Consider the following 23,539-nt stretch of genomic DNA (forward strand, 5'->3'; position numbering starts at 1 on the left):
TTTTGGAGCGGGCGAAAAATTGGGAACGGACCTGCATGCGCCTTTGGGCCGCAACCGAAAAACCGGCAACCGGCGCCCGGGTATTCTGCGCCTGGGCCGGATCGCCGCCAGTCTTTGTCTTTTCGCGATAGGCGGCTTTTCCCTCTATACGGCGTTTCGCGGCGACGGGCTCGAACGCACCAAACCGCCGGCGGCCGAACAAGCTGCCACGCCGCCCTCCGATAGCCCTCAGCCGCCGACGACAGCCGCCAATCAGGCGGCGGACGGTATGCCCCGCGCCGAACCGCGCTCGGGCGCCAATGTCGAACAGATGGTCACCGGCGACGGCTCCGTCGTCACCAAATACACTCCCCGCCCGCGCGATGGCAGCGGGCCTGTGCTGGTTGACGCCATGCAGATCGGCCAGGATCCGCGCATGGCGGCCCAGCCGAATGAAACGCTGCTTGAGGAAACCCCTTTTGGCAAGCTTCCGATCGTCGGCCCCGATGGCCGCCGCCCGATGGATCAATATGCCCGTCCCTCGTCCGGCGCGCGTGGTGTGCGTATCGCCATCGTCGTCAGCGGCCTCGGGCTCAGCCAGACCGGGACACAACGCGCCATCGCGCAATTGCCGGAGGAAATCACCTTCGCCTTTGCCGCAAGCGGCAACAGCCTGCAGCGCTGGATGCAGGAGGCGCGCCGCGGCGGCCACGAGATTCTGTTGCAAGTCCCGTTCGAGCCATTTGATTACCCGGCGAATGATCCCGGCCCGGAAACGCTTCTAACCACGAAGCCGGCCGCCCGCAATATCGAGAACCTGCACAAGGCGATGGGCGAGATCACCAATTATACCGGCGTCATGAATTATCTCGGCGGCCGTTTCCTGTCGGATACCACCGCCATGGAACCCGTCATGCGCGATATCGGCAAGCGCGGCCTGCTGTTCCTCGACGACGGCACGTCGGCGCAGTCGAAAACGGCTGTGGTCGCCAAGGGAACCGAACTGCCCTACGCCTTCGCCGACCTGCAACTCGACGGCCAGCTCGATATCAACGCCGTCCTGAAGAAGCTTGACGAGCTCGAACGCATCGCCCGCAAGAACGGCCAGGCGATCGGCGTCGCCTCGGCTTTCGATGAGAGCGTTGACGCCATTGCCAAATGGAGCGAGGAGGCTGCGATGCGCGGCATCGAGATCGTCGGCGTCGCCGCCCTTTCCAACGACCCTCGGAATCCTTGAGAGCGATCCCAGAGACGATTCCTGAACGGAGAAGACGATGAGCCAAACGACCGTAGAAGCCGAGGATCTGCCCTACCGCCCCTGCGTCGGGGTGATGATCCTGAATCGCGATGGCCTCGTCTGGGCCGGGCGGCGCATTCCCGACGGCAATTCGGAATATGACGGCTCACCGCAGCTCTGGCAGATGCCGCAGGGGGGCATCGACAAGGGCGAGGATCCGTTGGATGCCGCCTACCGCGAACTCTACGAGGAGACCGGCATCAAGACGGTGACCCTGCTGGCCGAAGCAAGAAACTGGATCAATTATGATCTTCCGCCGGCACTGATCGGCATCGGATTGAAGGGAAAATTCCGCGGCCAGACGCAGCGCTGGTTCGCCTTCCGCTTCGAGGGCAACGACAGTGAGATCGCCATCAACCCGCCGCCGGGCGGCCACGAGCCGGAATTCGATGCCTGGGAATGGAAGCCGATGCGGGAACTGCCGGGCCTGATCGTCCCCTTCAAGCGCGCCGTCTACGACCAGGTCATCGCCGAATTCGAGCATCTGGCGGCACTGCAATCGGAAGACTGATCGATACGGGATGATCGGACCGGTTTGCACCTGATAATATCAGGTGCGGAATCCCGGCCGCGGCGGCGGCCGGTTTCTCGTGCGAATGGTTATTCGGCTTCGTCGGCGGAGTCGGCGTTAAGCTGGCCGTATTTGCTTTCGCCGATTTTCCCGAGCAGCTCGAGCTGCGTTTCGAGGAAGTCGATATGACCTTCCTCATCCGCCAGCAGCTCTTCGAAAAGCTTCATGGAGACGTAATCGCCGGCCTCATAACAGATATCGCGCGACTTCTTATAGGCCGCGCGGGCGTCGTATTCGCCGGCAAGATCGGCTTCCAGCACTTCTTTGACGTTCTGGCCGATGCGCAGAGGTGCAAGGGTCTGCAGATTGGGATGGCCTTCAAGGAAAATGATGCGCGCAACAAGCCGATCGGCATGATGCATCTCTTCAATAGATTCGGCGCGCTCCTTCTTGGCGAGCTTGGTGTAGCCCCAGTCCTCAAGAAGCCGATAATGAACCCAATATTGATTGACCGCCCCGAGCTCGAGGAACAACGCCTCGTTAAGCCGCTCGATGACCTTTTTGTCGCCTTTCAATGTCCGCTCTCCTGTTTTCCTCATGGAATTGTTTCAAGCGGGACATGAAATCAAATATTTCAGTCTCCGTCGAGTGGCGACGGGCGTGATACTCCTCGGTCGTCTGGATAATGATATCGACGACGTTGGGGAAACAGCCGCAGCAGCGGCCGCGTTTTTCCATGGCGTGGTAGACCTTCGCCGGCACGATAAGCTGCCAACAGTCTTCATCGAGAAGGTTGGTGATAACCTCCCGGATTTCCTTGTCGGTTATATAATTGCAGCTGCAGACAAGCACGTCTTCATTCCAAACATGACACTGACTATCGTGTTTTCTGCTAAAGAAGATGGTGGCTGTCAAGAAAAAATTCGAGCCCCGGATCATCGAGCCCGGTGTCCGGATGCGACTCCGATGCATATCGTCCGAGATTATCCAGTGGTTCCAGGGTGATGACGCCATAAGGCGGTGAAGGCATGCCGTATGATCCCGATCAGTGCGGCGCCCTTTAATGAAAGTTGCGTCCGCGCGGCATCACTTCGGCGGTTTCCGCCGCGCCCGTATGGCGGCCTGCCACAACCATCCGTTTTTCCAGCTCCGCCCTCTCCGGCGCATTCGCAAGCTTTTTCTGCCGTTGATCGCCACCCGGTCTCAGCACCTCGTCTGCCCGCTCGCAGCCCCCGAAACGCCGGGCCTCGCGTTGCAGGATCCCGAGCGCCGGCGTCATGTCCTCGATATGTTCGACGACGGTATGGATCACTCCGCTCTGGCTTTGCAGCCGACCGCGGATTTTCACCAGCCGCGCGCCCATCACAACCGAGCGGTATGTGTCGAATATCTTGTTCCAGACGATCGCATTGGCAATCCCGGTCTCGTCTTCCAGCGTCATGAAGATCACACCTTTGGCCGAACCCGGCCGCTGGCGCACCAGCACGAGGCCGGCAATCGTCACCCTCTTTCCGTTCGCGACCTTCAACAGATCGACATTGCGCGTGATGCCCATCCTTTGAAGCTCCTCCCGCAGAAATGAAACGGGATGCGCCTTCAGCGACAGCGAGAGATAACGATAGTCCTCGATGACCTGCTCTCCCGGCAGCATGTCCGGCAGCTTCGTTGCAGGCTCGACCTGGAGATCGACGTGACGGGCCTGCTCGAAAAGCGGCAGCTCCTCGGCCGCGCTCTTCACATCCAGCGCCCGCACCGCCCAGAGCGCATCGCGTCGCGATAGTCTGAGGGATTGGAACGCATCCGCATCCGCCAGTCGTTCGATGACGGATTTCTGCAGGCCGGACCGCAGCCAGAGATCCCGAACGGAACTGTACCCTTTACCTCGATTTTTGACGAGCAGCGCCATCTCTTTATCCGAGACACCCTTGATCTGCCGAAAGCCGAGCCGCACCGCGTGCCGGGCCTTGATAATCTCGCGCATCTCACGGTGGCGGAAATCGACGGCATTCGGATCGAAGGCCGCCTCTTCCAGACCGCAATTCCAGTCGGATTCGTTGATGTCGACCGGCAGGATTTTTACCCCGTGTTCGCGTGCATCGCGCACCAGCTGCGCCGGCGCATAAAACCCCATCGGCTGGGAATTCAGCATCGCCGCGCAGAAGACATCGGGGTAATAGGCCTTGAGCCATGAGGAGGCATAGACGAGCAGCGCAAAGGAGGCGGCATGGCTTTCAGGGAAACCATATTCACCGAAACCTTTGATCTGGTTGAAACATTGCTGCGCGAATTCCTGGGTATAACCCTTTGAGGCCATTCCCTCGATGAACCGCTTCTCGAAATTGCCGATCGTACCGGTTCTCTTGAATGTCGCCATCGCTCTGCGAAGCTTGTCGGCTTCCGCCGGTCTGAAGCCTGCAGCTGTGATGGCGATCTGCATCGCCTGTTCCTGGAACAGCGGCACGCCGAGGGTTCTTTCCAGAACCGCTTCCAGCTCCTTGCTCGGATATTCGATCGGAATGTTTTTGGCCCGCTGCTCCCGGCGCTTCAGATAGGGATGCACCATATCGCCCTGGATCGGCCCCGGCCGGACGATCGCCACCTCGATGACGAGGTCGTAGAACACCGTCGGTTTGAGACGCGGCAGCATGCTCATCTGTGCCCGGCTCTCGATCTGGAAGACGCCAAGCGTATCGGCCCGGCCCATCATCTCATAGACCGGTTTGCCTTCGTCCCCATGTTCCCGGTTGCCGAGATCTGCAAGCGTCTTCTTGACCTCGTAATGCAGTTCAAGCAGCGAAAAGGCCTTGCGCAGGCAGGTCAGCATGCCAAGCGCCAGCACATCCACCTTGAGGATCTTGACGTTGTCGAGATCGTCCTTGTCCCACTCGATCATGTAGCGATCCGGCATTGCCGTCTTCATGATCGGCACCACCTCGTCGAGCCGGTCCCGCGTAATGACGAAGCCGCCGACATGCTGGGTGAGATGGCGGGGAAAGCCGAGAAGCTCGGAGGCATATTTCAGCACGTTCCGTGTCACCGGATCCTTGATATCGAGGCCGGCTGCCTTGGCATCACGTTCCGAGAGATTGTCCTCCGACCAGCCCCAGACGAGACTGCTGATCGCCGACTGGACATCCTCCGACAGCCCGAAGGCCTTGGCGACTTCACGGCCGGCCGAACGGGTCCGGTAGGTGGTCACACCCGCCGTCAGCCCGGCATGTTCTCTTTTGTAGGTTTTATAGATGTACTGGATGACCTCTTCACGCCGGTCATGTTCGAAATCGACATCGATATCCGGCGGTTCGTCGCGATCCATCGAAATGAAGCGGTCGAAGAGCAGCGTGCTCTTTTGCGGATCGACTTCCGTTATTTCGAGGCAATAGCAGATAACCGAATTTGCTGCCGATCCGCGCCCCTGGCACAAGACCTTGAGTTCATAACGGGCGTGCTGGATGATCCTGTGAACCGTCAGGAAGTAAGAGGCATATTTCTTATCGCCGATAAGTTTCAGCTCATAATCGATCTGCATCGCCACCTTGGGCGGGATACCCTCGGGATAGCGCTTTGCAGCTCCCGTTCTCGTCAGCCTTTCCAAGGTCTCCTGCGGCGTTTCGCCGGGATCGTTTTCAGGTGGATAATTATGCTCCAGCTCCGTCAGCGAAAAGCTCAGCTTGCCGAAGAAGACCTGCGTATTTTCGATCGCACCGGGATAGTCCCGGAAGATCCGGACCATTTCACGTGAATCCTTGAGGTAGCGTTCGGCATTCGGCGCCAGCAGGAATCCGGCCTGCGCTATCTGTACATGCTCCCGGATCGCGATCACGACATCCGAAAGCGGCCGGCGTTCGGGATGATGGTAAAGCGGCTGGTTGGTCGCAATCAGCGGCAGGCGATTTCGTGCCGCAAGCATGGCAAGCACCGCAAAGACCTGCCTGTCGCGGCCGTCATAGGCTGGCGCCAGCGCCATAAAAAAAGCCTTGCCGAACCGTCTGCGAAACCGCTCCAGATAATCCTCCAGTGCCGACTGCCCGGCCTGGCTCTCGACAAGAGTGCGATCGGGAACGAGGACAAGCATCATCTCGTCCCCCCATTCCATCAATTCCGCTTCTGTCAGAATGCAGCTTCCCTTGACCGCTTCATCCTTCAGATTGCCGGCGCTGAGAAGGCGGCAAAGATTTGCCCAGCCCCGCCGGTTGCGTGGGTAGGCGAGGATATCAGGCGTATCGTCGGAAAAAACGAGACGGGCGCCGGGCTGAATCCGGATGGGATCGACAATCTCTTCCTTTTTCCCCTCCTTCTCCGCTTGAGCCATTATCGCATCTCTGTTCTTGTATCTCTCCTCGAGTTGCAGCGCCTGCGCATGCGCCCTGACCACGCCGGCAACCGAATTCCGGTCCGCAATCCCGAGACCGCCGAGCCCGAGATGAGCGGCCTGCACGACCATCTCTTCCGGGCTGGAAGCGCCTTCGAGAAACGAAAAATTCGTTCTCACGCCGATCTCGAAAAATGCGGGTTCGCTTTTCATGCAAAGACCCCATGCATGAACCAGCGAGGATCCAATTCCCCGCCATAGAAACCGCGGCGATAGATCCAGAAGCGATGCCCGGTCTCGTCCTCGATGCGGAAATAGTCGCGCGCCTCGGCGTCATCCCCATCGATCCACCATTCCATGGCAATCCGTTCCGGCCCTTCGCTTCTAGCCACCTGATGCTGCATGCGCCGCCAGCGGAACACCTGCGGCGGACCATCGGGCACTTCGGCGAGCATGATCTCGACCGGCTCCGGCGTTGCAAAGAGCCGCAGCGGGCGCTCTTGGCGGAAAGGAAGTTGGATGTCCGGCGCCGCCTTCCGCCTGGGAAGACCCTCCATTACAGGCACCGTGATGACGGCGCGTTCCGGCACATGGCTCTCGCGGAGCTGGAAGCTTTGCAGGCAATCCGCACCCAGTCGGGCCGAGACCCGGTCGACGAAAACCGAAAGCGAGATCTCTCCCTGGCGGTCGCCCTCGAAATCAGCCTGCGCCTCATTGAAGGGATCATGTCGCAACACATTCAACCGCAGGATTTCGAAACCATAACCGGCATCGAGATCGTCATAGACCGCCTGCAATCGCTCGGCAAAAAGCCCGGCGATGACCTTTGGTTCGCGCAGCGGCTGCGAAGCGCCGACGGAGATACGAAAGACCCTGCCGTCGACGCGAAACAGCACCAGTTCGAACACCCGCCCGCCGGCGCCCCGCGCCTCCAGCGACGGCTGCAACGATAGGGCGACCTGCCTGGTGACGGCCAGGATCTGTTCTTCCGTGCCGATGGGCTCGATCAGCCGGCTTTCGGCCGAAAGGCTGGCGACCGGACGCCGGGGCGAGACCGGCTCCTCTTCACGCCCCAGCGCCTGGTCGAGACGCAAAAGCAGCTGCGGGCCGAACCGGCGGGTCAGCGGCGCTCGCGGCGCATCGATGACGTCGCCGACATATTTCAGACCGAGCTTCTTCAGGGCATCGACGGTTTGTTCTTGCAGCCGCAAGGCTGCAACCGGCAAGGACATCAGCACATGGTCCGTCTCCTCGTCCTCGATCACGCCGCCTTGCCCGAAGCGGGACACGGCCCAGGAAAGGCCCGGCGACGATGAGACCGCCCCGCACGCATCGAAGCCCATATGAAAAAGCCGTGACAGCACATCCCTGAGAAGTGCCTTTTCACCGCCGAAGAGATGGGCGCAGCCGCTAATGTCGAGAAACAGACCGTCCTTGTCGTCGAACGCCACCAGCGGCGTATAACGGTCGCACCAATCGGCAATTGCCTCCAGCAACCGGCGGTCGGCCACCGGATCCTCTTCGACGACCTCGAGCGTTGGGTACATGGCACGCGCTTCGGCAACGCCCAACTCCTTCTTCAGCCCCAGACTCTCGGCCAACTCGTCCAGTGCCGTCAGCCGCATGACATTGTTGAGTTTGCCGGAACAGACGATAGGCGGGGTCTCAGGACGCCCTTTCGAACGCCAGGAGAGCCCCCATCGCCTGCGGGCGATGCGGTCCGTTGGCAGATGCGGGAAGCTGATCGCCAGAATGCGCTGACTGTTCGCCTGGAGGACGAACGAGGTTTGGTTCGGCGACAGGGAGAAATTCGCGTTCATGGGGATTCCACTCCAGAAGAAAGGAGAGCGGGGCCGGATTGCGGCTCTTCTCCAGCGTCAGACGGAAAATCGGATTGCCGATGCTGCCGGAAAGCTTCGATCCGTCCGGCAACGGCCGCAGAGCGGAGGGGCCCGGTTCGACATGCAGGCGGAAGGCCGCACTGCTTGCCTCCTCCGCCCCGGCCTGGCGGACGAGAAAGAGCGGATGGCGGGCAGCCCGCGCCCGAAGACTGAGCCTGCGGCTTTCGGTCAGGCCGAAATGGGCGGGATTGCCTCGCACCTCGAAGATGACCGCCGAGAAGGCAGCGCTTTCCACCGCGGCCTCCACCAGCCAGAGCGCCTCGTCCAGCTTGCGCGGCGCGGCATGGAGAAACCGCTCCGGGCTCAGTCCGAAATCCCGAAGCCCGGGAGCATAGGGACGACCGGCCTCCAGCGTGCCGACAGCATCGCCGATCCACAGCAACGGCAAAAGCCTGCCGGCATCCGCCTCCTGTTTCTGCAGCCGCGCGGCAACAGCCATCGCCAGCCCGCTTGCAGCACCTGCATCACGAGACAGAGCCGAGCGGAATTCGGTGATCGCATCGAGCGGCAGGCCGCCTTCCAATGCCCCATCGAGAAACTCCACCCCAAACGGTAGGGGCGGCAGAATGCGCTCCTGGTGGTTCTTACGTCCTTCTGCCAGGGCTTCCTGCTCCGCTGCGGCAAGCGCTGGCGCGGGCCTTCCCTCCAGTCGGGCAATGGTTTCGCGGAGCGCAAAAAGCCGCTCGCGCGCCAGGGCGTGCTGCGCCATGGCGTTCTCCGATCCGTCTTGTTCCTGTTATGTTCTTATAGATTCCAGAGAGCTAATGAAGAGTCAACGGCCATTTTCTATGAATTTATTCCTGCCTTTGATTCCGCACTCGAAAATCGGCGATAAAGGTTCTATATGGGCCCGCAAAGGAAGGAATATTCATGGCCCGCATAGACCAGAGCGATGATTGGCGGGACCGCCATGCGCCGACGATCAGCACCTTCGAGTCGCTGGCCATGGAGGCCTACAGCCATCTGCCGGATGAATTCCGCCAGCTGACGACCAACCTCACGATCGAGATCGAAGATTTCCCCGATGACGACGTTTTCGAGGACATGGCGCTGGAAACCCCTTTCGATCTGCTCGGCCTTTTCGAGGGCAGGGGCATTTCCGAACGTTTCACGCTGGAAACCGGCGAGATGCCGAACCGCATCCGCCTCTACCGGCGCCCCATCCTCGATTACTGGGCTGAGAACGACGAGACGCTCGGCGATATCATCACCCATGTCCTGATCCACGAGATCGGCCACCATTTCGGGCTGAGCGACGATGACATGGAGCGGATCGAGGCCAGCGCCGAGGAAGCCGCCGAACGCTAAAGCGCGTCGCAATCTTTCAGATTCGCTCCTTGCGCTTTAGCTCTTTGTTTTACGCATGTCGTTGCCGCAAAACCGCTGCACACTTTTGCGCGACATGCTTTAAGCCGCGCGTTCGGCAGAACGCGCTATTGCTCGGAGAGCTTCATCTCGGGATCGTAATCCTTGCCTTCGACAGACTTGACGACGGCCTGGCCGCATTGCATCGCGCCGGTTGCGGCATTGAAGGCATAGGTCGGCGAGCCTTCCAGCGACCAGCCCTTGTTGAGGGCAGCGGTGACCTTGTGGCAGAAGGAAGCGTCGTCGGGACCGGTCAGGAAGCGGTAGAGTTTCATCAGGCGGGCTTTCTTGCAGAAATCAGGCGAGCTTTATGAACCAGAGCTTCGGCTTGAACAAGATGCAGACGCTCGATCATCCGCCCACCTGCATTGATGACGTTCAACCCATCGGAGGCGGGATCGGCAAAAGCAGCGATGATCGCCTCGGCTTCCGCAATCGCGGCCGGATCCGGGCCGAAATGCCGGTTGGCGGGCTCGATCTGCGCCGGGTGGATCAGCATCTTGCCGGCAAAGCCCATGGCCCGGCCCTGCCGGCATTCGGCATCGAAACCCTGCTCGTCCCTGAAATCGTTGAAGACGCTGTCGATTGCATCGAGCCCGTAAGCGCTGACCGCAAGCACGACCTGCATCAGCCACGGCACCAGATAGCCCCGCCCCGGCTGCGCCAGCACGCCGGTTTCCTTGCGCAGGTCGTTGAGCCCGACGACGAGACAGTCGAGCCGCGAGCCCGGCGTGCGCCCGGCTTCGGCGATCGCTCCCGCATTCAGGATACCGCGCGGCGTCTCGATCATCGCCCAGATGCGCAGATCTTCCGATGCATCCGCCTCGGAGAGAAGGTCGCTGATATCAGTGACATCCTGCGGCTCGTCGACCTTCGGCAGCAGCACGGCAGCGGGAGCAAGGGCCGTCACCAGCTCCATATCGTCCAGGCCGAAATTCGATGACAGGCTGTTGATGCGAATGATCCGCTCCTTATTTTCGAGCGGACGATCCGAAAAGAAGCGCCTCAGGTTTTCCCGCGCTTCCAACTTCTTTTCCGGCGCCACGGAATCCTCGAGATCGAAGATCACCGCATCGCAATCGACCGCATGGGTCTTTTCCAGCGCCCGGGGATTGATGGCAGGCACGCTCAGCACCGAACGGCGCAGGCGGGGGGTCACGGGGTTTCGGCTCATGGCCGAATTAGTGCCAAGCTTTGCACGCCGAAGCAAGCAGCCCATGCCAGACGTCCAGCAGAACAACAAAAAGCCATGCTTGCCTTGCAGAGAGGAAAGAGAAGGACCACATTCCTTTCCGAAGAAAGGTCTCAAACCCATGCAGAACATTCGCTCCATCTTCCTCATGCTTGCCGGCGCCACCGTTTTCGTGGCCATGCTGCTTCTCACCTTTTCGGTGACACTTGCCGTCGGCGGCATCCTGACCGTACTCATGGTCGGGCGCGCGCTATCGATGAAGATGAAACCCGCTCCGGTCCGTGCCAAGGCAAATAACGGTAAGCCGGAGATGCGGGTCTGGAACGACGGCCGCGGCACGATCATCGATCTCTGATCACCTTTTCGCTGAAAATTTTGGTTCGCCGAAAAATTTCGGCCGACACTGTCGGATCATGCTTCCATGCTACGTCCTTGAAGCAGCCAGGCATTCAGCCGGCGCTAAGATGAATGGAGGACAAGCATGGATGCAACGACAGAAAGCAACCCGACCAAGATGCCGCCGGTCAAGAATGGCCTGTTGCCCTATCTGACGGTCGGTGGCGCGGTGAAAGCCGCCGAATTCTACAAGAAGGCTTTCGGCGCCGAAGAGGCCTATACCGTGCCGGTCGACGAGAGCGGCCGGACGATGCATGTGCATCTCTACATCAACGGCAGCTCCCTCATGCTGTCGGATGCCTATCCCGAATACGGCCACCCCTTCAAAGGGCATGAAGGCTTCGCCATCCAGTTGGTGATCGATGATATCGATTTCTGGTGGGATCGCGCCGTCGCTGCCGGCGCCGAAGTCGTCATGCCGGTCGAACTGATGTTCTGGGGCGACCGATACGGCCAGCTTCGCGACCCGTTCGGCGTCCTCTGGGGCCTGAACGCACCGACCAAATGACGAAACACGCACGATGGCAGGCCGCGCGAAACATCGCGTGGCCGCCATTTTAGAAAGATTCTCCTTCATTTCGGCGGAAAACTGGACTAGATGCAAATTCAGGAAGTAGATTTGCAGAAATGGAGCATGGGTCATGGATAAATTCGTGAAGCTCACGGGCGTTGCTGCGCCCTTGCCGGTCGTCAACATCGACACCGACATGATCATCCCGAAGGATTATCTGAAGACGATCAAGCGCACCGGCCTCGGCACCGGCCTCTTCGCGGAGGCCCGTTATAACGAAGACGGCTCCGAAAACCCGGATTTCGTGCTGAACAAGCCGGCCTACCGCGATGCCAAGATCCTGGTTGCCGGCGACAATTTCGGCTGCGGCTCCTCGCGTGAGCACGCGCCCTGGGCGCTTCTCGATTTCGGTATCCGCTGCGTCATCTCGACCAGCTTCGCCGATATTTTCTACAACAACTGCTTCAAGAACGGCATCCTGCCGATCAAGGTCAGCCAGGACGATCTCGACAAGCTGATGGACGACGCCTCGCGCGGCTCCAACGCCATCCTGACCGTCGATCTCGAAAACCTCGAGATCACCGGCCCCGACGGCGGCTCGATCAAGTTCGATCTCGACGAGTTCAAGCGTCACTGCCTGCTGAACGGCCTCGACGACATTGGCCTGACCCTGGAAAAGGGCAAGGCGATCGACAGCTTCGAAAAGAAGAACGCCGCGTCGCACCCCTGGGCGGCCTGAGCGCTCTCCAATAATGATCGATCAAGCCGGACTTTCGCCCGGCTTTTTCTTTAAAGCGTCGCGCCTCTTTCCAGACGCGCAAAAGACGCTGTAACACTTTGAATTGCGGTCGATCAGAGAAGCTTTTCTTTCCAGGCCTTAAGCTTTTCGAGCGACACGCCGATGCCGCCGCAGACTTCGATCAGCGGATTGTCGAAGCGCTGAAGCAGCCCGGCATGCACATCGGCAACGGCAAGGGCCGCCCCACAGGCCGGCTCGACCAAGATGCGATAGGCATCGGCAAATTTCAGGCAGGCGGCGACCGCATCGGCGTCGCTGACGACGACACTTTCGATCGGATGCTGCTCCGGCAGGTCGAAAACATGCTGCGCCACCTGCCGCGCCCCGAGCGAATTGGCAATCGAGGTGATGGCGGGAAGGACAATGCGCTCATTCGCCTCGAGGCTGGCATTCAGCGAGGCCGCCCCTTCCGTTTCGACGGCGATAACAGGCACATCGGAAAGCCCGTTTCGCTTCAGCCCCTCGACAATGCCGGCCAGCAGCCCGCCGCCACCGACGCTGGTGACGACGCAATCGAATTTGGCACCCTTCGCCACCACCTCATCGATCAGCGTCGCATGGCCGTCCCACAGAAGCGGATGGTCGAAGGGGTGCACATAGGTCGCGTTGCGGCTCCGGGCGAGTTCGACCGCATGGGCATTGGCTTCGTCGAAAACCGAACCATGAACGAGGACATTCGCGCCCGTTGCGGCGATCGTCTGCCGCACATCGGCCGCCGTCGTTTCCGGCACGACGATGGTGACCGGCACACCGAGCGCCCGTCCGGCATAGGCCGCGGCAATGCCGGCATTGCCGCCGGACGCGCAGAAGATCTCGCGCGCACCATTTTCCACCTCATGCCGGCAAAGCCGGCCGACGCCGCGCAGCTTGAAGCTGCCGGAAGGCTGCAGCGCATCGAGCTTCAGCCAGAGCGGCTTGCCGCTGGCGCTGTAGCCAGGTGCTGTCTGAACCAAGGGGGTGTCGAGATGGAGAGATGCGAAAGACATAAGAACCATCCAGGGAAATTAAAGCGGGGTCTGCCGGTTCTAATCCTTTTGCAGGCGCAGGAGCAATATCGCGGCGAAGAGCCAAGCGTACCGATTCGCCCCTTCTCTCGCTTGAAATGCCCATTTCCGGGGTCTAAGAAACCGCAACTTGTTTTTCCCAGGAGGGTTTCATGACAGCGCGCAATCTTTTCCTGCTGCCGGGTGACGGCATCGGTCCCGAGGCCATGGGCGAGGTCCGCAAGATCATCGCCTATATGAACGAGGCGATGAATGCCGGTTTCGTCACCGACGAAGGCCTTGTCGGTGGCAGCGCCTACGATGCGCATGGCGCGGCGATCTCCGAAGCCGACATGCAGAAGGCGCTTGCCGCCGATGCCGTGCTCTTCGGTGCCGTCGGCGGCCCGAAATGGGATAGCGTGCCTTACGACGTGCGCCCGGAAGCCGGCTTGCTGCGCCTGCGCAAGGATCTGCAGCTCTTCGCGAACCTGCGCCCCGCCATCTGCTATCCCGCCCTGGCCGCGGCCTCGTCGCTGAAGCCGGAACTGGTCGAAGGCCTCGACATTCTGATCATCCGCGAGCTGACGGGCGGCGTCTATTTCGGCGAGCCGAAGGAAATCATCGACCTCGGCAACGGCCAGAAGCGCGGCATCGACACGCAGGTCTACGATACCTACGAGATCGAGCGCATCGCCGGCGTCGCCTTCGAAATGGCCCGCACGCGGCAGAACCGCGTCTGCTCCATGGAAAAGCGCAACGTCATGAAGTCGGGCGTGCTCTGGAACCAGGTGGTCACCGAGACGCACAAGGCGAAATATTCCGACGTCCAGCTCGAACACATGCTGGCCGATGCCGGCGGCATGCAGCTGGTGCGCCAGCCCAAGCAGTTCGATGTCATCGTCACCGACAATCTCTTCGGCGATATGCTTTCCGACGTCGCCGCCATGCTGACCGGTTCGCTCGGCATGCTACCGTCGGCCTCGCTCGGCGCGCCTGACGGCAAGACCGGCAAGCGCAAGGCGCTCTACGAGCCGGTGCATGGCTCGGCCCCCGACATTGCCGGCAAGGGCATCGCCAATCCGATCGCCATGATCGCCTCCTTCGCCATGTGCCTGCGTTATTCCTTCAACCTGGTGAAGGAAGCCGACGACCTGGAAAAGGCGATCGCCAACGTGCTCGACAAGGGCATCCGCACCGGCGACATCATGGCCGATGGCGCAAGGCAGGTCGGCACCGTCGAGATGGGCGATGCGATCCTCGCCGAGTTCAAGACGCTTTCCGCCTGATATTTCACGTGAAACAGTTCCGGCCCTTCGCATGATGCATGCGGAGGGCTTTTTTCTTAAGAACGCGACCCGGACCGGCTTGGTCGAATTATCCCAAACGGACTATTCCTAGCCACAATCTCGTGTATTTTTGCGCCGGATTTAACGAGCGGGCAAATTCGAACGGACGACGGCATGCGGGCATTTTGGGCTTCCCTGGACAGGCGCTGGCGCCGGAGCAGCGTCGGCATGCCGCCTTTGCGCTGGCAGGCCTGTCTCTTCATCACGCTCAATGCCGTGATCCTCTCGATGCTGCTCTTCGACGCACCGATCGGCGCCAGTGAAGCTCCAGCACCAGTGAAGCACCTCGGCGAAATGCTGACCGGTTTCGGCGATTCCGCCTGGCTGATCTACACCAGCATCCTGCTGTTCTTTCAGGGCCGGGCGGGCTACAAGCTTGTGAAGACGGCGCGCTCCAAGGCGCAGGCGCTCTATGTCAGCTGGATCGGCGCCTATCTCTTCACCACGGTCGTCTTGTCGGGGCTTCTCGCCAATCTGCTGAAGCGGGCGATCGGCAGGGCGCGTCCCGATCATTTTCACGATTACGGCATGTTTTCCTTCACGCCCTTTTCAGGCCATGCCGCTTTCGAAAGTTTTCCGTCCGGGCATTCCACCACGGTCGGCGCCTTCTTCGCCGCTTTCGCCCTGCTGTTTCCACGCTACCGCGTTGCCTTCATCGCCTGCGCCATCTGGCTCGGCATGACCCGTGTCATGGTCGGCGCCCATTATCCGAGCGACGTCATCGCCGGCCTTGCGTTCGGGGCCTGGTTCTCGCTGCTGACGGCGATCGTCTTTGCCCGCTGCGGCCTGCTCTTCAAACTGGCGCCGGATGGCTGGCCCCTCGCCAAACGCTTGTTTTCCGATACAGAAAAGCCCGGCGCCTTGTAAGCGCCGGGCCTTTTTTCTTAAACGCGAATGCGCTTCCTCAATCCATGGCGTGGATATCTCTGTTCTTCGTCTCCGGCAGGAAGATCAGGCCGATCACCAGCGTGATCGTCGCAAAGACGATCGGATACCAGAGACCATAATAGATATCGCCCGCGGCAGCGCTCATCGCGAAGGCCGTCGCCGGCAGCAGGCCGCCGAACCAGCCGTTGCCGATGTGATAGGGCAGCGACATGCCGGTATAGCGGATGCGGGTCGGGAAGAGCTCGACCAGCAGTGCCGCAATCGGGCCGTAGACCATGGTCACATAGAGGACGAGGACGAACAGGATGGCGATCGTGCCGATCCAGTTGACGCGGGCCGGATCGGCCGCCATGGCAAACGTGCCGCCATTGGCGACGTTGTAGACCGCCATATCGGTGACGCCGTTGGCCTCATCGGCCGTCAGCAGCTTGGTTTCGACCAGCTTGGCCGCCGGCACGGTTTCCTTTTCGCCGGCGCGCACGGCATCGGCATTGAGCGACAGTTCCGGATTGGCCGCGATAAAGGCATCGAGCTTGGCATCCGGCACCTTGGCCACGCCGCGCTTCAGCGGGTAACCGGCATCGTGAAGCGCGATGTTGACGCCCTTTTCGAAGGCGGCGGTCATGCCCTTGGCCTTGTCGCCGGCAGCGACGACGTCGAAGCTCGGGATCGTCGCGTTGCCGATCTTCACCGTTGCCGGCTGACCGGCGGGACCCGGCACGACGTCGTAAGGCACCGAGTTCCTCGTCAGGAACGCCGTCGCCACGTCGCAGGAGCTGGTGAACTTCGCCGTGCCGGTCGGGTTGAACTGGAACCTGCAATCCGCCGGATCGGCCGTCACCGTTGCCCGGATCGTTGCCTGCGCTTCGGCAAGCGCCGGGTTCGCAGTCCAGGTCATCGCCTTGAACAGCGGATTATAGGTCACCGCCGTGATGAGAAGACCCGCCATGATGATCGGCTTGCGGCCGATCTTGTCGGAAAGGCCGCCGAAGATGACGAAGAACGGCGTGGCGAGGAAGAGCGCGATGGCGACCATGATGTTGGCCGACTGCAGATCCACCTTCAGCACGTTCTGCAGGAAGAACAGTGCATAGAACTGGCCGCCGTACCAGACGACTGCCTGGCCCATGGTGGCGCCGAGAAGCGCGATGATCGCGATCTTGGCGTTCTTCCATTGGCCGAAAGCTTCGGTCAGAGGCGCCTTGGAGCCCTTGCCTTCCGCCTTCATCCGCTGGAACGCCGGCGATTCGTTCATCTTTAGGCGGATCCAGACGGAGACGCCGAGCAGGACGACCGAGACCAGGAACGGAATGCGCCAGCCCCAGGCGGCGAATTGAACCGGGCCCATCAGATATTGAACCAGCACGATGACGATCAGCGACAGGAACAGGCCGAGCGTTGCCGTCGTCTGGATCCACGACGTGAAATAGCCGCGGCGGCCATTCGGCGCATGTTCGGCGACATAGGTCGCCGCGCCGCCATATTCACCGCCCAGCGCCAATCCCTGCAACAGGCGTAACGCGATCAGGATGATCGGCGCTGCGATGCCGATCGTGGCGGCGCCCGGCAGGATACCGACGAGAAAGGTCGACAGACCCATGATCAGGATCGTCACTAGGAAGGTGTATTTGCGTCCGACGAGATCGCCGAGACGGCCGAACACCAGCGCGCCGAAGGGGCGCACCAGGAAGCCGGCGGCAAAGGCGAGCAGCGTGAAGATGTTGCGCGTCGCCTCGGGATATTGGGTGAAATAGGTCGCGCCGATATAGGTGGCGAGCGAACCGTAGAGATAGAAATCATACCATTCGAAAACGGTGCCGAGCGAAGAGGCGAAGATCACCTTCTTCTCTTCGCCCGTCATCGGACCGGCCTTCGCGCCGTCGATGCTTACGACATTAGCCATTGTCTGTCCTCCACAGAGTGATGAGCAACGCGCGCGACCTACTCTCCTCAAAGCAGACCCCTGGCCGCGACACGCCTGACGAGAGTGTGCCAGAAAAGACGGGCCACAAAGAGAGAGGCTTTGGGATTATGACTTTAGTCTAAGAGAGACAGGTTTTGTCAGGCACATCGGCACGTCCACCGCCCGTGAGCATTCAGCCGCCGGAGAGGCTTGGAAGGAGATCTTGTTTACGCCAATGCACTATGCCCTCAGCGCCTGTGCCGGCGATTGCCGGTAGGCGAGCACCGCCGGCAGTGCTGCAAGGATTGTCGCAAAGGCAAGCAGCACCCCTGCAAGTCCGGCATCCTCGCGGGCAAAGCCCACCGGCATGGCGATCCCGCTCGTCTGCGAGAACATCCCTGACAAGGTCAGCGCCGCGGCATAACCGAACGCGAATCCGAGCCCGATGCCGACCGCCACCAGGAAGAAGAATTCCAGCCAGACGATGCCGAAGATCGCGCCGCGCGGGGCGCCGAAAGCCCTAAGCGCGCCGATCTGGCGGCGGCGCTGGCCGATATGGATGACCGTGACCAGCACCAGCGAGGCTGCGACGAGAGCTTGCGCGCCGGCGGCGACCGCGACGAGGATCTGCTTGGCGTCGCCGAGCGTGGCGTAGAGATTGGTCAGCACCTCGCCGGGAAAGACGGCGACGGTATTGCCGCTGCGATATTCCTGCCGCAGCCTGTAGGCGTCGGCGATCGTCTTCGGCTTGACGAGAATGGCGGGAAGGCCGGGCGCGTCTGCAGTCCAGCGCTCGTTGAGCGCGGCATCCGGGTCAAGCTTGCCGTGATGCTCATGCCCCTCGTGATGGTCGCCGGCGTCCTCATGCGCATGGCCATGTTCAGCCGTACCCGTGCCGGACGCCGTTTCATGCTCGTGCTCGGTCCCAGCACCTTCCTCCGCCTCCAGGCCATGGATATGCCAGACGGCCTGGATCGGAACAAGAATGGCCCGGTCCCAGGCAGTACCCGTCGGCCGCAGGCGGCCGGCGATATGGTAGACGAGTTCGGTATGGGTCTCGCCGCCCTCTTCAGGCAAACCGTGCATCGGCTTGATCTCGCCGCCGAGCGCCAGCTTGACGGCGGAGCCGATGACCGCTTCCCCCTCGCGCGCGAAAACCTTGCCCTCGGTTAAGCCGCCGGACAGGTTTTGCACCAACACAGTCGTCGTGCCGACGATCGGATAGCCGGAGAAGGAATCGCCGAAGCCGATCGGAGCGGCCCAGTCGACACGGCGATCGGCGGCAAGCCTGCCCAGCACCTCGCCCGCCATCAGCGGCAGCGGCGAGGGTTGCAGGAAGACCGAGGACAAAACGAGCTGCGTCTCGCTGCCGCCGGCGCCGATGACGAGATCGAACTTGTCGGCGGCGCGCGCGCTGCCGAGACGAAGCGCCCGCTCCTGCAGCACGACGGAAACGCCGAGCGCGCTCGCCAGCGCCACCAGGAGCACGACCACCAGCGACCCTGCCCAGAGGCGACGAAGATCGGAAAGGATGAAGCGGATCATGCAGCCTCCCCCGCCTTTGCCGCGGAATCGTCGCTGATCCGGCCGGAGCCGAAGGTGATGCACCGGTCGAGGCGGCCGGCCAGGCGCTGATCATGCGAAACGACGATCAGCGTGCTGCCTTCGGCAATGGCAAGATCGAGAATGAGATCGCCGACGGCTTCGCCGCTTTCGGCATCGAGGCTTGCCGTCGGCTCGTCGGCGATGATGACGCCGGGCTTGCGCAGCAGCGCCCGGCCGATCGCCACGCGCTGCATCTCGCCGCGCGACATGGTTTCGATCTTCTGGCCCGGACGGGAAAGACCGACAGTGCTCAAAAGCGAATGCGCCCGCTCGATGACGCCAGCCGTGGCGGCGCCGGCAAGCCGCGCCGGCAAAAGCACGTTTTCCAGCGCCGACAGGCCGGGGAAAAGATGGAACTCCTGCATGACCAGGCCGATATTGGCGGCACGGAACCGGTCGCGCCGGTTTTCCGAAAAGCCCGCAATATCCTCGCCGTTCCAACGGACGCGGCCTTGGCGTGTCCGCTCCAGCCCGGCAACGATATTGACGAAGGTGCTCTTGCCGGAACCGGACGCCCCCGTGATGGCGACCCTGCTGCCGGCATCGATCGACAGGCGGTCGATCGCCAGTGCCGGCGAGGACAGGCCCGGAAAGGTGACATCAAGGTTTTCGATATCAAGAGCGAGCATATCGGTTCAGACAGCGGAATATTCGGCTTGGCGAAGGCGCAGCAGGCTGACGAAGCCGGTGTCCGGGTCCATCCAGGAACCGTATTCCAGCGTGCCGCGCACTTCGATCGTCTGGCGCGGCTGCACGAAGGTCTGCCTCTCCCCGAGATAGACGACGACGATATTATCCGGCCAATCCGCATCCGAGGAGCAGAAGGGGCAGAGCGACATCGGCACTTCGGTGAGCACGAAGAACTGCGCCTCGGCTTTCAACGGCGGCGCCATGAAGCCCTTCATGCTGACGTCTTTGCCGGCAAGGCGCTTCACCTTGTCGGAGAATTCGAGGCCGAGCACGCCGAATTTGCCATAGAGCTCGTCGAAGGAGAGCGAAGAATCGGCCGCCCGAACGGGAGAAACGGTAAAGGGAAGCGCGACGGCGGCACCGATCAGCCGGCGCCGGCTGAGATGCAGCGAAGAGAATATGTCCATGGCGACCTCCAGGAAGCAAATCCCGGCCGCTGAACGGCCGGGACCATGATCGGTGAAAGAGGCAGAGCCGGCAAGCGGCCCTGCCGGATCGGCCAGAGCATGATGCCGAAAAGTGTGCGCGCTTTCGGACGACATCATGCTCTATTTCTTTGATTTAGATGCGGATTCAGATTTTAGGCCGATCCGGTCTAAAATCATCCGCATCTAGAGATCAGTTCGTCTGCTTGGCACCGAGGGCGAAAGTGTCGGCAAGCACGCGATAGACGTCGCTCTGTTCCATGTAACCATGGAACTCTTCCGAACCCGGACCGGCCGACTGCAGGACGACGTCGTCGACGGCGTGAACGCCGCTTTCGCTGCTCTTCGGAAGATTGCCCTGAACGAAGACGGCGCCGGGAACATCCTTATACTGCTCGTTGGCGACATATTCCTTCTTTTCGTTCTGGACAGCCGGAACGAACGGACCGTCGAGCTTCGGACGGAAGGTCTCGTAGTGATCGGGGCCGTTGTTGGCGCTCAGAAACAGCCGGCGGCTGACGTCGACCCTATCGGGATAGCCGTCGCCGTTTTCATCCTTGTAGTTCGGGAAGCCGGCTTCTGCGTAGGTCCCGACCTTTTCGCGCATTTCCGTGCCGGGCTTCTCGTCGTCGACGGTGCCGATGATCGATACGCCGTGCGTGTGGTCGCCGGTAACGACGATCAGCGTGTCCGGATGGGCTTTCTGGAACTCGCGGGCAACGCCGATCGCCTGGTCGAATTCGATGGTTTCGATGACCGCACGATCCCAATCGAGCGGATGGGACATCTTGTCGATCGAGGAGCCTTCGACCATCAGGAAGAAACCGTCAGGATTTTTGGACAGGCGGTCGAGCGCAACCTTGGTCATCTCGACGAGACCCGGCTGGTTCGGGAACTTGTCGACGGTGCCCTTCTTCAGGAACTCGCGATCGAGCGTGACGTCCATGTTGCCGGTGTGGAAGAGACCGAGGAGGTTGCCTTCAGCCGATGCATTGGCGGCGAGCTCGTTCTTGTCGGTGGCAAGCTTGTAGCCGGCGTCCTGGAACAGCTTGATGTAATCCTGATTGTCCTTGCGCTTGGAACCGGCGACTTCCTTGCCGAGGAAATAGGCCGAGCCGCCGCCGAGAAGGACTTCGGGCTTGACGTCGAGCAGCATGCCGACGACATCGGCCTTGTCGTTGCGGTTGCGGGTATGGGAAACGACCGCAGCCGGCGTGGCGTCTTCGACCTCGGCCGTCGCAACGATGCCGATCGACTTCTTGCTCGTGCGGCGGAGAGCTTCCGCGAAGGTCTCGACACGCGGGTCATCGAGGGAGGCCGGCGTACGGTCCGCGTAGACGCCGAGCGCGTTGACGGCTGTCTTGTGGCCCGTCATGTAGGCCGACATGGTGTTGGCCGAGTCCGTGGAAACTGCGTTCGTCGACGACGTGCCGATGAAAGCCATGCGGTCGAGGTCGTCCATGTTCAGGCGGCCGTTCGCCTTGCCCTCGGTCATGCCCTTGGACATGATCCGGGCAGCGGTACGATGCGCAACGGAAAGCCCGTCGCCGAGCAAGAAGATGATGTTCTTGGCCTTCGGCTGGGCCGCGGTTTCGTAGACGTTCCAGGTGACGGACTTCGTTTCGTCGCCGGCGGCGACCTCGACCTTATAGGCGCCGGGCGTGGAAATCTTCAGGCCGCGCAGCAGCAGAGCGGAACCGAGCGCCTTATCTTCCTTGCCCTTTTCCAGTTCGACGAACTGCGCCTCGCCCCCGAGAACGGTCTTGTAGTCCTGGCCGTTGACGGTAATCTTCACGTCTTCGGGCTTGACCTGCTTGTTCAGCTCGACCTTGAAATCGAACGGCGAGCCGACGAGAATCGTGGCGCGATCGAGCGGATAGACCGTCGTCGCCTGAGCGGCGCCCGCAAGGATGGTGGTGGCCGCAAAGGCGGCAAGAAGCGTACGCATGGAAAACCCCCGTTTTCGTTGCAGACATTGATAACCGGGCCGGGATATCTCCCGAGGATGACAGCGGCATGACAAAACGTCGCAGCATGGCGGCGGCCGCTTTCGCCTTCCGGCTCTGAGCGCAAAAACCTTGACTCCTGTGGAAAACCTTCTAAGAGCAACAACGGAAAAGGAATATCCATGGTTCGCGACGAACACGCCATTGCTGCATGCAATGACCGGGCACGGGTTGCCGGGGTGGACATTGCCGTTCCGGTTTCTGCCAAAACCAAGGCCAAAACGACGACGAAAACCGTCTGACGTCTCTGGCCTGCCGCTCTCTCCCCGGCTCGGCTGGGGACAGGAAGACGCGATCCGTCGCGCCTTTCCCCTCACCGGACAGAGGAGAGAAGAGAAAGAGAGCTTGAGAAATGGGTTTCAAAGTAGCAATTGCGGGAGCGACCGGAAATGTCGGCCGGGAGATGCTCAACATCCTCTCCGAACGCGGCTTCCCCGCCGATGAGGTCGTGGCGCTCGCCTCCGCGCGTTCGCAGGGCACCGAGGTTTCCTTTGGCGACCGGACGCTGAAGGTCTCCAATCTGGAGAATTACGATTTCTCCGATACCGACATCTGCCTGATGTCGGCCGGCGGTGAGATCTCCAAGAAGTTCTCGCCGAAGATCGGCCAGCAGGGCTGCATCGTCATCGACAATTCGTCGGCCTGGCGTTACGATGCCGACGTGCCGCTGATCGTGCCGGAAGTGAACCCGGATGCCATCAGCCAGTTCACCAAGCGCAACATCATCGCCAATCCGAATTGCTCGACCGCCCAGCTGGTGGTGGCGCTGAAGCCGTTGCACGACTTCGCCAAGATCAAGCGCGTCGTCATCTCGACCTACCAGTCGGTCTCCGGCGCCGGCAAGGACGGCATGGACGAGCTGTTCAACCAGACGCGCGCCGTCTTCGTCGCCGATCCGATCGAGAACAAGAAGTTCACCAAGCGTATCGCCTTCAACGTCATCCCGCACATCGACGTCTTCATGGAGGACGGCTACACCAAGGAAGAGTGGAAGGTGCTGGCCGAGACGAAGAAGATGCTCGACCCGAAGATCAAGGTGACCTGCACGGCGGTGCGCGTGCCGGTCTTCATCGGCCATTCGGAATCGGTCAACATCGAGTTCGAAAACGAGATCACCGCCGACCAGGCCCGCGACATCCTGCGCGATGCGCCAGGTTGCCTCGTCATCGACAAGCGCGAGAACGGCGGCTACATCACGCCTTATGAATCCGCCGGCGAGGATGCGACCTACATCTCGCGCATCCGAGAAGATGCGACGGTTGAAAACGGCCTCAACATCTGGGTGGTTTCCGACAATCTGCGCAAGGGTGCGGCATTGAACGCCATCCAGATCGCCGAGCTGCTCGTCAATCGCGGCCTTGTCAAGCCGCGCAAGCATGCCGCCTGACACCATTTGTAAACCATAATGTGTTAAAGCCCTGCTGATGAAG

The 23,539-nt window shown here is 61.1% G+C and carries 22 protein-coding genes and 1 pseudogene; 10 read left to right on the forward strand and 13 right to left on the reverse strand.

Annotated features, from left to right (window positions below; translation table 11 throughout):
* The first annotated feature begins 19 nt into the window (after positions 1-19).
* Both QMO82_RS22570 and QMO82_RS22575 read left to right on the forward strand, forming a co-directional pair.
* On the forward strand, positions 20-1,216 hold the full coding sequence (locus QMO82_RS22570; RefSeq protein WP_183608467.1) for a divergent polysaccharide deacetylase family protein: 1,197 nt from the start codon (positions 20-22) through the stop codon (positions 1,214-1,216).
* 37 nt (positions 1,217-1,253) lie between these two features.
* The gene (locus QMO82_RS22575; RefSeq protein WP_183608466.1) at positions 1,254-1,787 is read left to right on the forward strand and encodes an RNA pyrophosphohydrolase; all 534 of its coding nucleotides are present in this window, start codon (positions 1,254-1,256) and stop codon (positions 1,785-1,787) included.
* 89 nt (positions 1,788-1,876) lie between these two features.
* Here the strand turns inward: QMO82_RS22575 and bfr are convergent, their stop codons facing one another.
* The 5 genes from bfr to QMO82_RS22600 form a co-directional block, all read right to left on the reverse strand.
* On the reverse strand, positions 1,877-2,362 hold the full coding sequence (bfr, locus tag QMO82_RS22580; protein ID WP_143540700.1) for a bacterioferritin: 486 nt from the start codon (positions 2,360-2,362) through the stop codon (positions 1,877-1,879).
* Positions 2,328-2,726, reverse strand: coding sequence for a (2Fe-2S)-binding protein (locus tag QMO82_RS22585; RefSeq protein WP_097610568.1), 399 nt, complete (start codon positions 2,724-2,726; stop codon positions 2,328-2,330). The genes bfr and QMO82_RS22585 overlap by 35 nt, the downstream gene beginning before the upstream one ends.
* 121 nt (positions 2,727-2,847) lie before the next feature.
* Positions 2,848-6,312: an error-prone DNA polymerase gene (locus QMO82_RS22590; protein ID WP_183608464.1), complete on the reverse strand. Its 3,465-nt coding sequence runs from the start codon at positions 6,310-6,312 to the stop codon at positions 2,848-2,850.
* Entirely contained in the window at positions 6,309-7,853 is a 1,545-nt protein-coding gene (locus tag QMO82_RS22595; RefSeq protein ID WP_346780493.1) for a DNA polymerase Y family protein, read from the reverse strand. Before QMO82_RS22595 ends, QMO82_RS22590 begins: the two co-directional genes overlap by 4 nt.
* Entirely contained in the window at positions 7,765-8,709 is a 945-nt protein-coding gene (locus tag QMO82_RS22600) for an ImuA family protein (RefSeq protein WP_246718331.1), read from the reverse strand. Before QMO82_RS22600 ends, QMO82_RS22595 begins: the two co-directional genes overlap by 89 nt.
* A 161-nt stretch (positions 8,710-8,870) precedes the next feature.
* On the opposite strand from QMO82_RS22600, the gene QMO82_RS22605 reads away from it, so the two are divergent.
* Complete coding sequence (locus QMO82_RS22605; protein WP_003589582.1) at positions 8,871-9,308, forward strand: metallopeptidase family protein; 438 nt, start codon at positions 8,871-8,873, stop codon at positions 9,306-9,308.
* Positions 9,309-9,433: 125 nt separating this feature from the next.
* Here the strand turns inward: QMO82_RS22605 and QMO82_RS22610 are convergent, their stop codons facing one another.
* Together QMO82_RS22610 and QMO82_RS22615 are read right to left on the reverse strand one after the other, a co-directional pair.
* Positions 9,434-9,640: a DUF1737 domain-containing protein gene (locus tag QMO82_RS22610; RefSeq protein ID WP_183608462.1), complete on the reverse strand. Its 207-nt coding sequence runs from the start codon at positions 9,638-9,640 to the stop codon at positions 9,434-9,436.
* Positions 9,640-10,539 (reverse strand): CoA ester lyase, encoded by a 900-nt coding sequence (locus tag QMO82_RS22615; protein WP_183608461.1) that lies wholly within the window; start codon positions 10,537-10,539, stop codon positions 9,640-9,642. The genes QMO82_RS22610 and QMO82_RS22615 overlap by 1 nt, the downstream gene beginning before the upstream one ends.
* Positions 10,540-10,678: 139 nt before the next feature.
* Between QMO82_RS22615 and QMO82_RS22620 the strand changes: the two genes are divergently transcribed.
* The 3 genes from QMO82_RS22620 to leuD all read left to right on the forward strand — a co-directional run bounded on the left by QMO82_RS22620 (position 10,679) and on the right by leuD (position 12,203).
* Complete coding sequence (locus tag QMO82_RS22620; RefSeq protein ID WP_018244124.1) at positions 10,679-10,912, forward strand: hypothetical protein; 234 nt, start codon at positions 10,679-10,681, stop codon at positions 10,910-10,912.
* A gap of 126 nt (positions 10,913-11,038) precedes the next feature.
* Positions 11,039-11,461: a glyoxalase/bleomycin resistance/extradiol dioxygenase family protein gene (locus QMO82_RS22625; protein ID WP_183608460.1), complete on the forward strand. Its 423-nt coding sequence runs from the start codon at positions 11,039-11,041 to the stop codon at positions 11,459-11,461.
* Between the two features lie 133 nt (positions 11,462-11,594).
* Entirely contained in the window at positions 11,595-12,203 is a 609-nt protein-coding gene (gene leuD, locus QMO82_RS22630) for a 3-isopropylmalate dehydratase small subunit (RefSeq protein WP_126907201.1), read from the forward strand.
* A gap of 113 nt (positions 12,204-12,316) precedes the next feature.
* Here leuD and QMO82_RS22635 read toward each other — a convergent pair whose 3' ends face one another.
* Positions 12,317-13,249, reverse strand: a complete 933-nt coding sequence (locus tag QMO82_RS22635; protein WP_183608459.1) for a pyridoxal-phosphate dependent enzyme — start codon at positions 13,247-13,249, stop codon at positions 12,317-12,319.
* 170 nt (positions 13,250-13,419) lie between these two features.
* Here QMO82_RS22635 and leuB point away from each other — a divergent pair, with 170 nt between their 5' ends.
* Positions 13,420-14,532, forward strand: a complete 1,113-nt coding sequence (gene leuB, locus QMO82_RS22640; protein WP_183608458.1) for a 3-isopropylmalate dehydrogenase — start codon at positions 13,420-13,422, stop codon at positions 14,530-14,532.
* Positions 14,533-14,706: 174 nt separating this feature from the next.
* Positions 14,707-15,459, forward strand: a complete 753-nt coding sequence (gene lpxE, locus QMO82_RS22645; protein ID WP_183608457.1) for a lipid A 1-phosphatase LpxE — start codon at positions 14,707-14,709, stop codon at positions 15,457-15,459.
* Positions 15,460-15,496: 37 nt separating this feature from the next.
* Here lpxE and QMO82_RS22650 read toward each other — a convergent pair whose 3' ends face one another.
* The 5 genes from QMO82_RS22650 to QMO82_RS22670 form a co-directional block, all read right to left on the reverse strand.
* On the reverse strand, positions 15,497-17,383 hold the full coding sequence (locus QMO82_RS22650; protein WP_183608456.1) for an MFS transporter: 1,887 nt from the start codon (positions 17,381-17,383) through the stop codon (positions 15,497-15,499).
* A gap of 240 nt (positions 17,384-17,623) precedes the next feature.
* Complete coding sequence (locus QMO82_RS22655) at positions 17,624-18,928, reverse strand: ABC transporter permease (RefSeq protein ID WP_183608455.1); 1,305 nt, start codon at positions 18,926-18,928, stop codon at positions 17,624-17,626.
* On the reverse strand, positions 18,925-19,617 hold the full coding sequence (locus tag QMO82_RS22660; RefSeq protein ID WP_183608454.1) for an ABC transporter ATP-binding protein: 693 nt from the start codon (positions 19,615-19,617) through the stop codon (positions 18,925-18,927). Before QMO82_RS22660 ends, QMO82_RS22655 begins: the two co-directional genes overlap by 4 nt.
* A 6-nt stretch (positions 19,618-19,623) precedes the next feature.
* Positions 19,624-20,085, reverse strand: a complete 462-nt coding sequence (locus QMO82_RS22665) for a hypothetical protein (protein ID WP_183608453.1) — start codon at positions 20,083-20,085, stop codon at positions 19,624-19,626.
* 211 nt (positions 20,086-20,296) lie between these two features.
* Positions 20,297-22,051 carry an alkaline phosphatase gene (locus QMO82_RS22670; RefSeq protein ID WP_183608452.1) on the reverse strand — a complete coding sequence of 585 codons (1,755 nt, stop codon included), beginning with the start codon at positions 22,049-22,051 and terminating at the stop codon, positions 20,297-20,299.
* A gap of 96 nt (positions 22,052-22,147) precedes the next feature.
* On the opposite strand from QMO82_RS22670, the pseudogene QMO82_RS33845 reads away from it, so the two are divergent.
* Together QMO82_RS33845 and QMO82_RS22675 are read left to right on the forward strand one after the other, a co-directional pair.
* Positions 22,148-22,351, forward strand: a pseudogene (locus QMO82_RS33845) (hypothetical protein); the annotation flags it as partial.
* 110 nt (positions 22,352-22,461) lie between these two features.
* Positions 22,462-23,496, forward strand: coding sequence for an aspartate-semialdehyde dehydrogenase (locus QMO82_RS22675; protein ID WP_183608451.1), 1,035 nt, complete (start codon positions 22,462-22,464; stop codon positions 23,494-23,496).
* Positions 23,497-23,539 lie beyond the last annotated feature (43 nt).

The sequence above is a fragment of the Rhizobium sp. BT04 genome (genome assembly GCF_030053135.1).
GTDB classification, from domain to species: Bacteria; Pseudomonadota; Alphaproteobacteria; order Rhizobiales; family Rhizobiaceae; genus Rhizobium; species Rhizobium binxianense.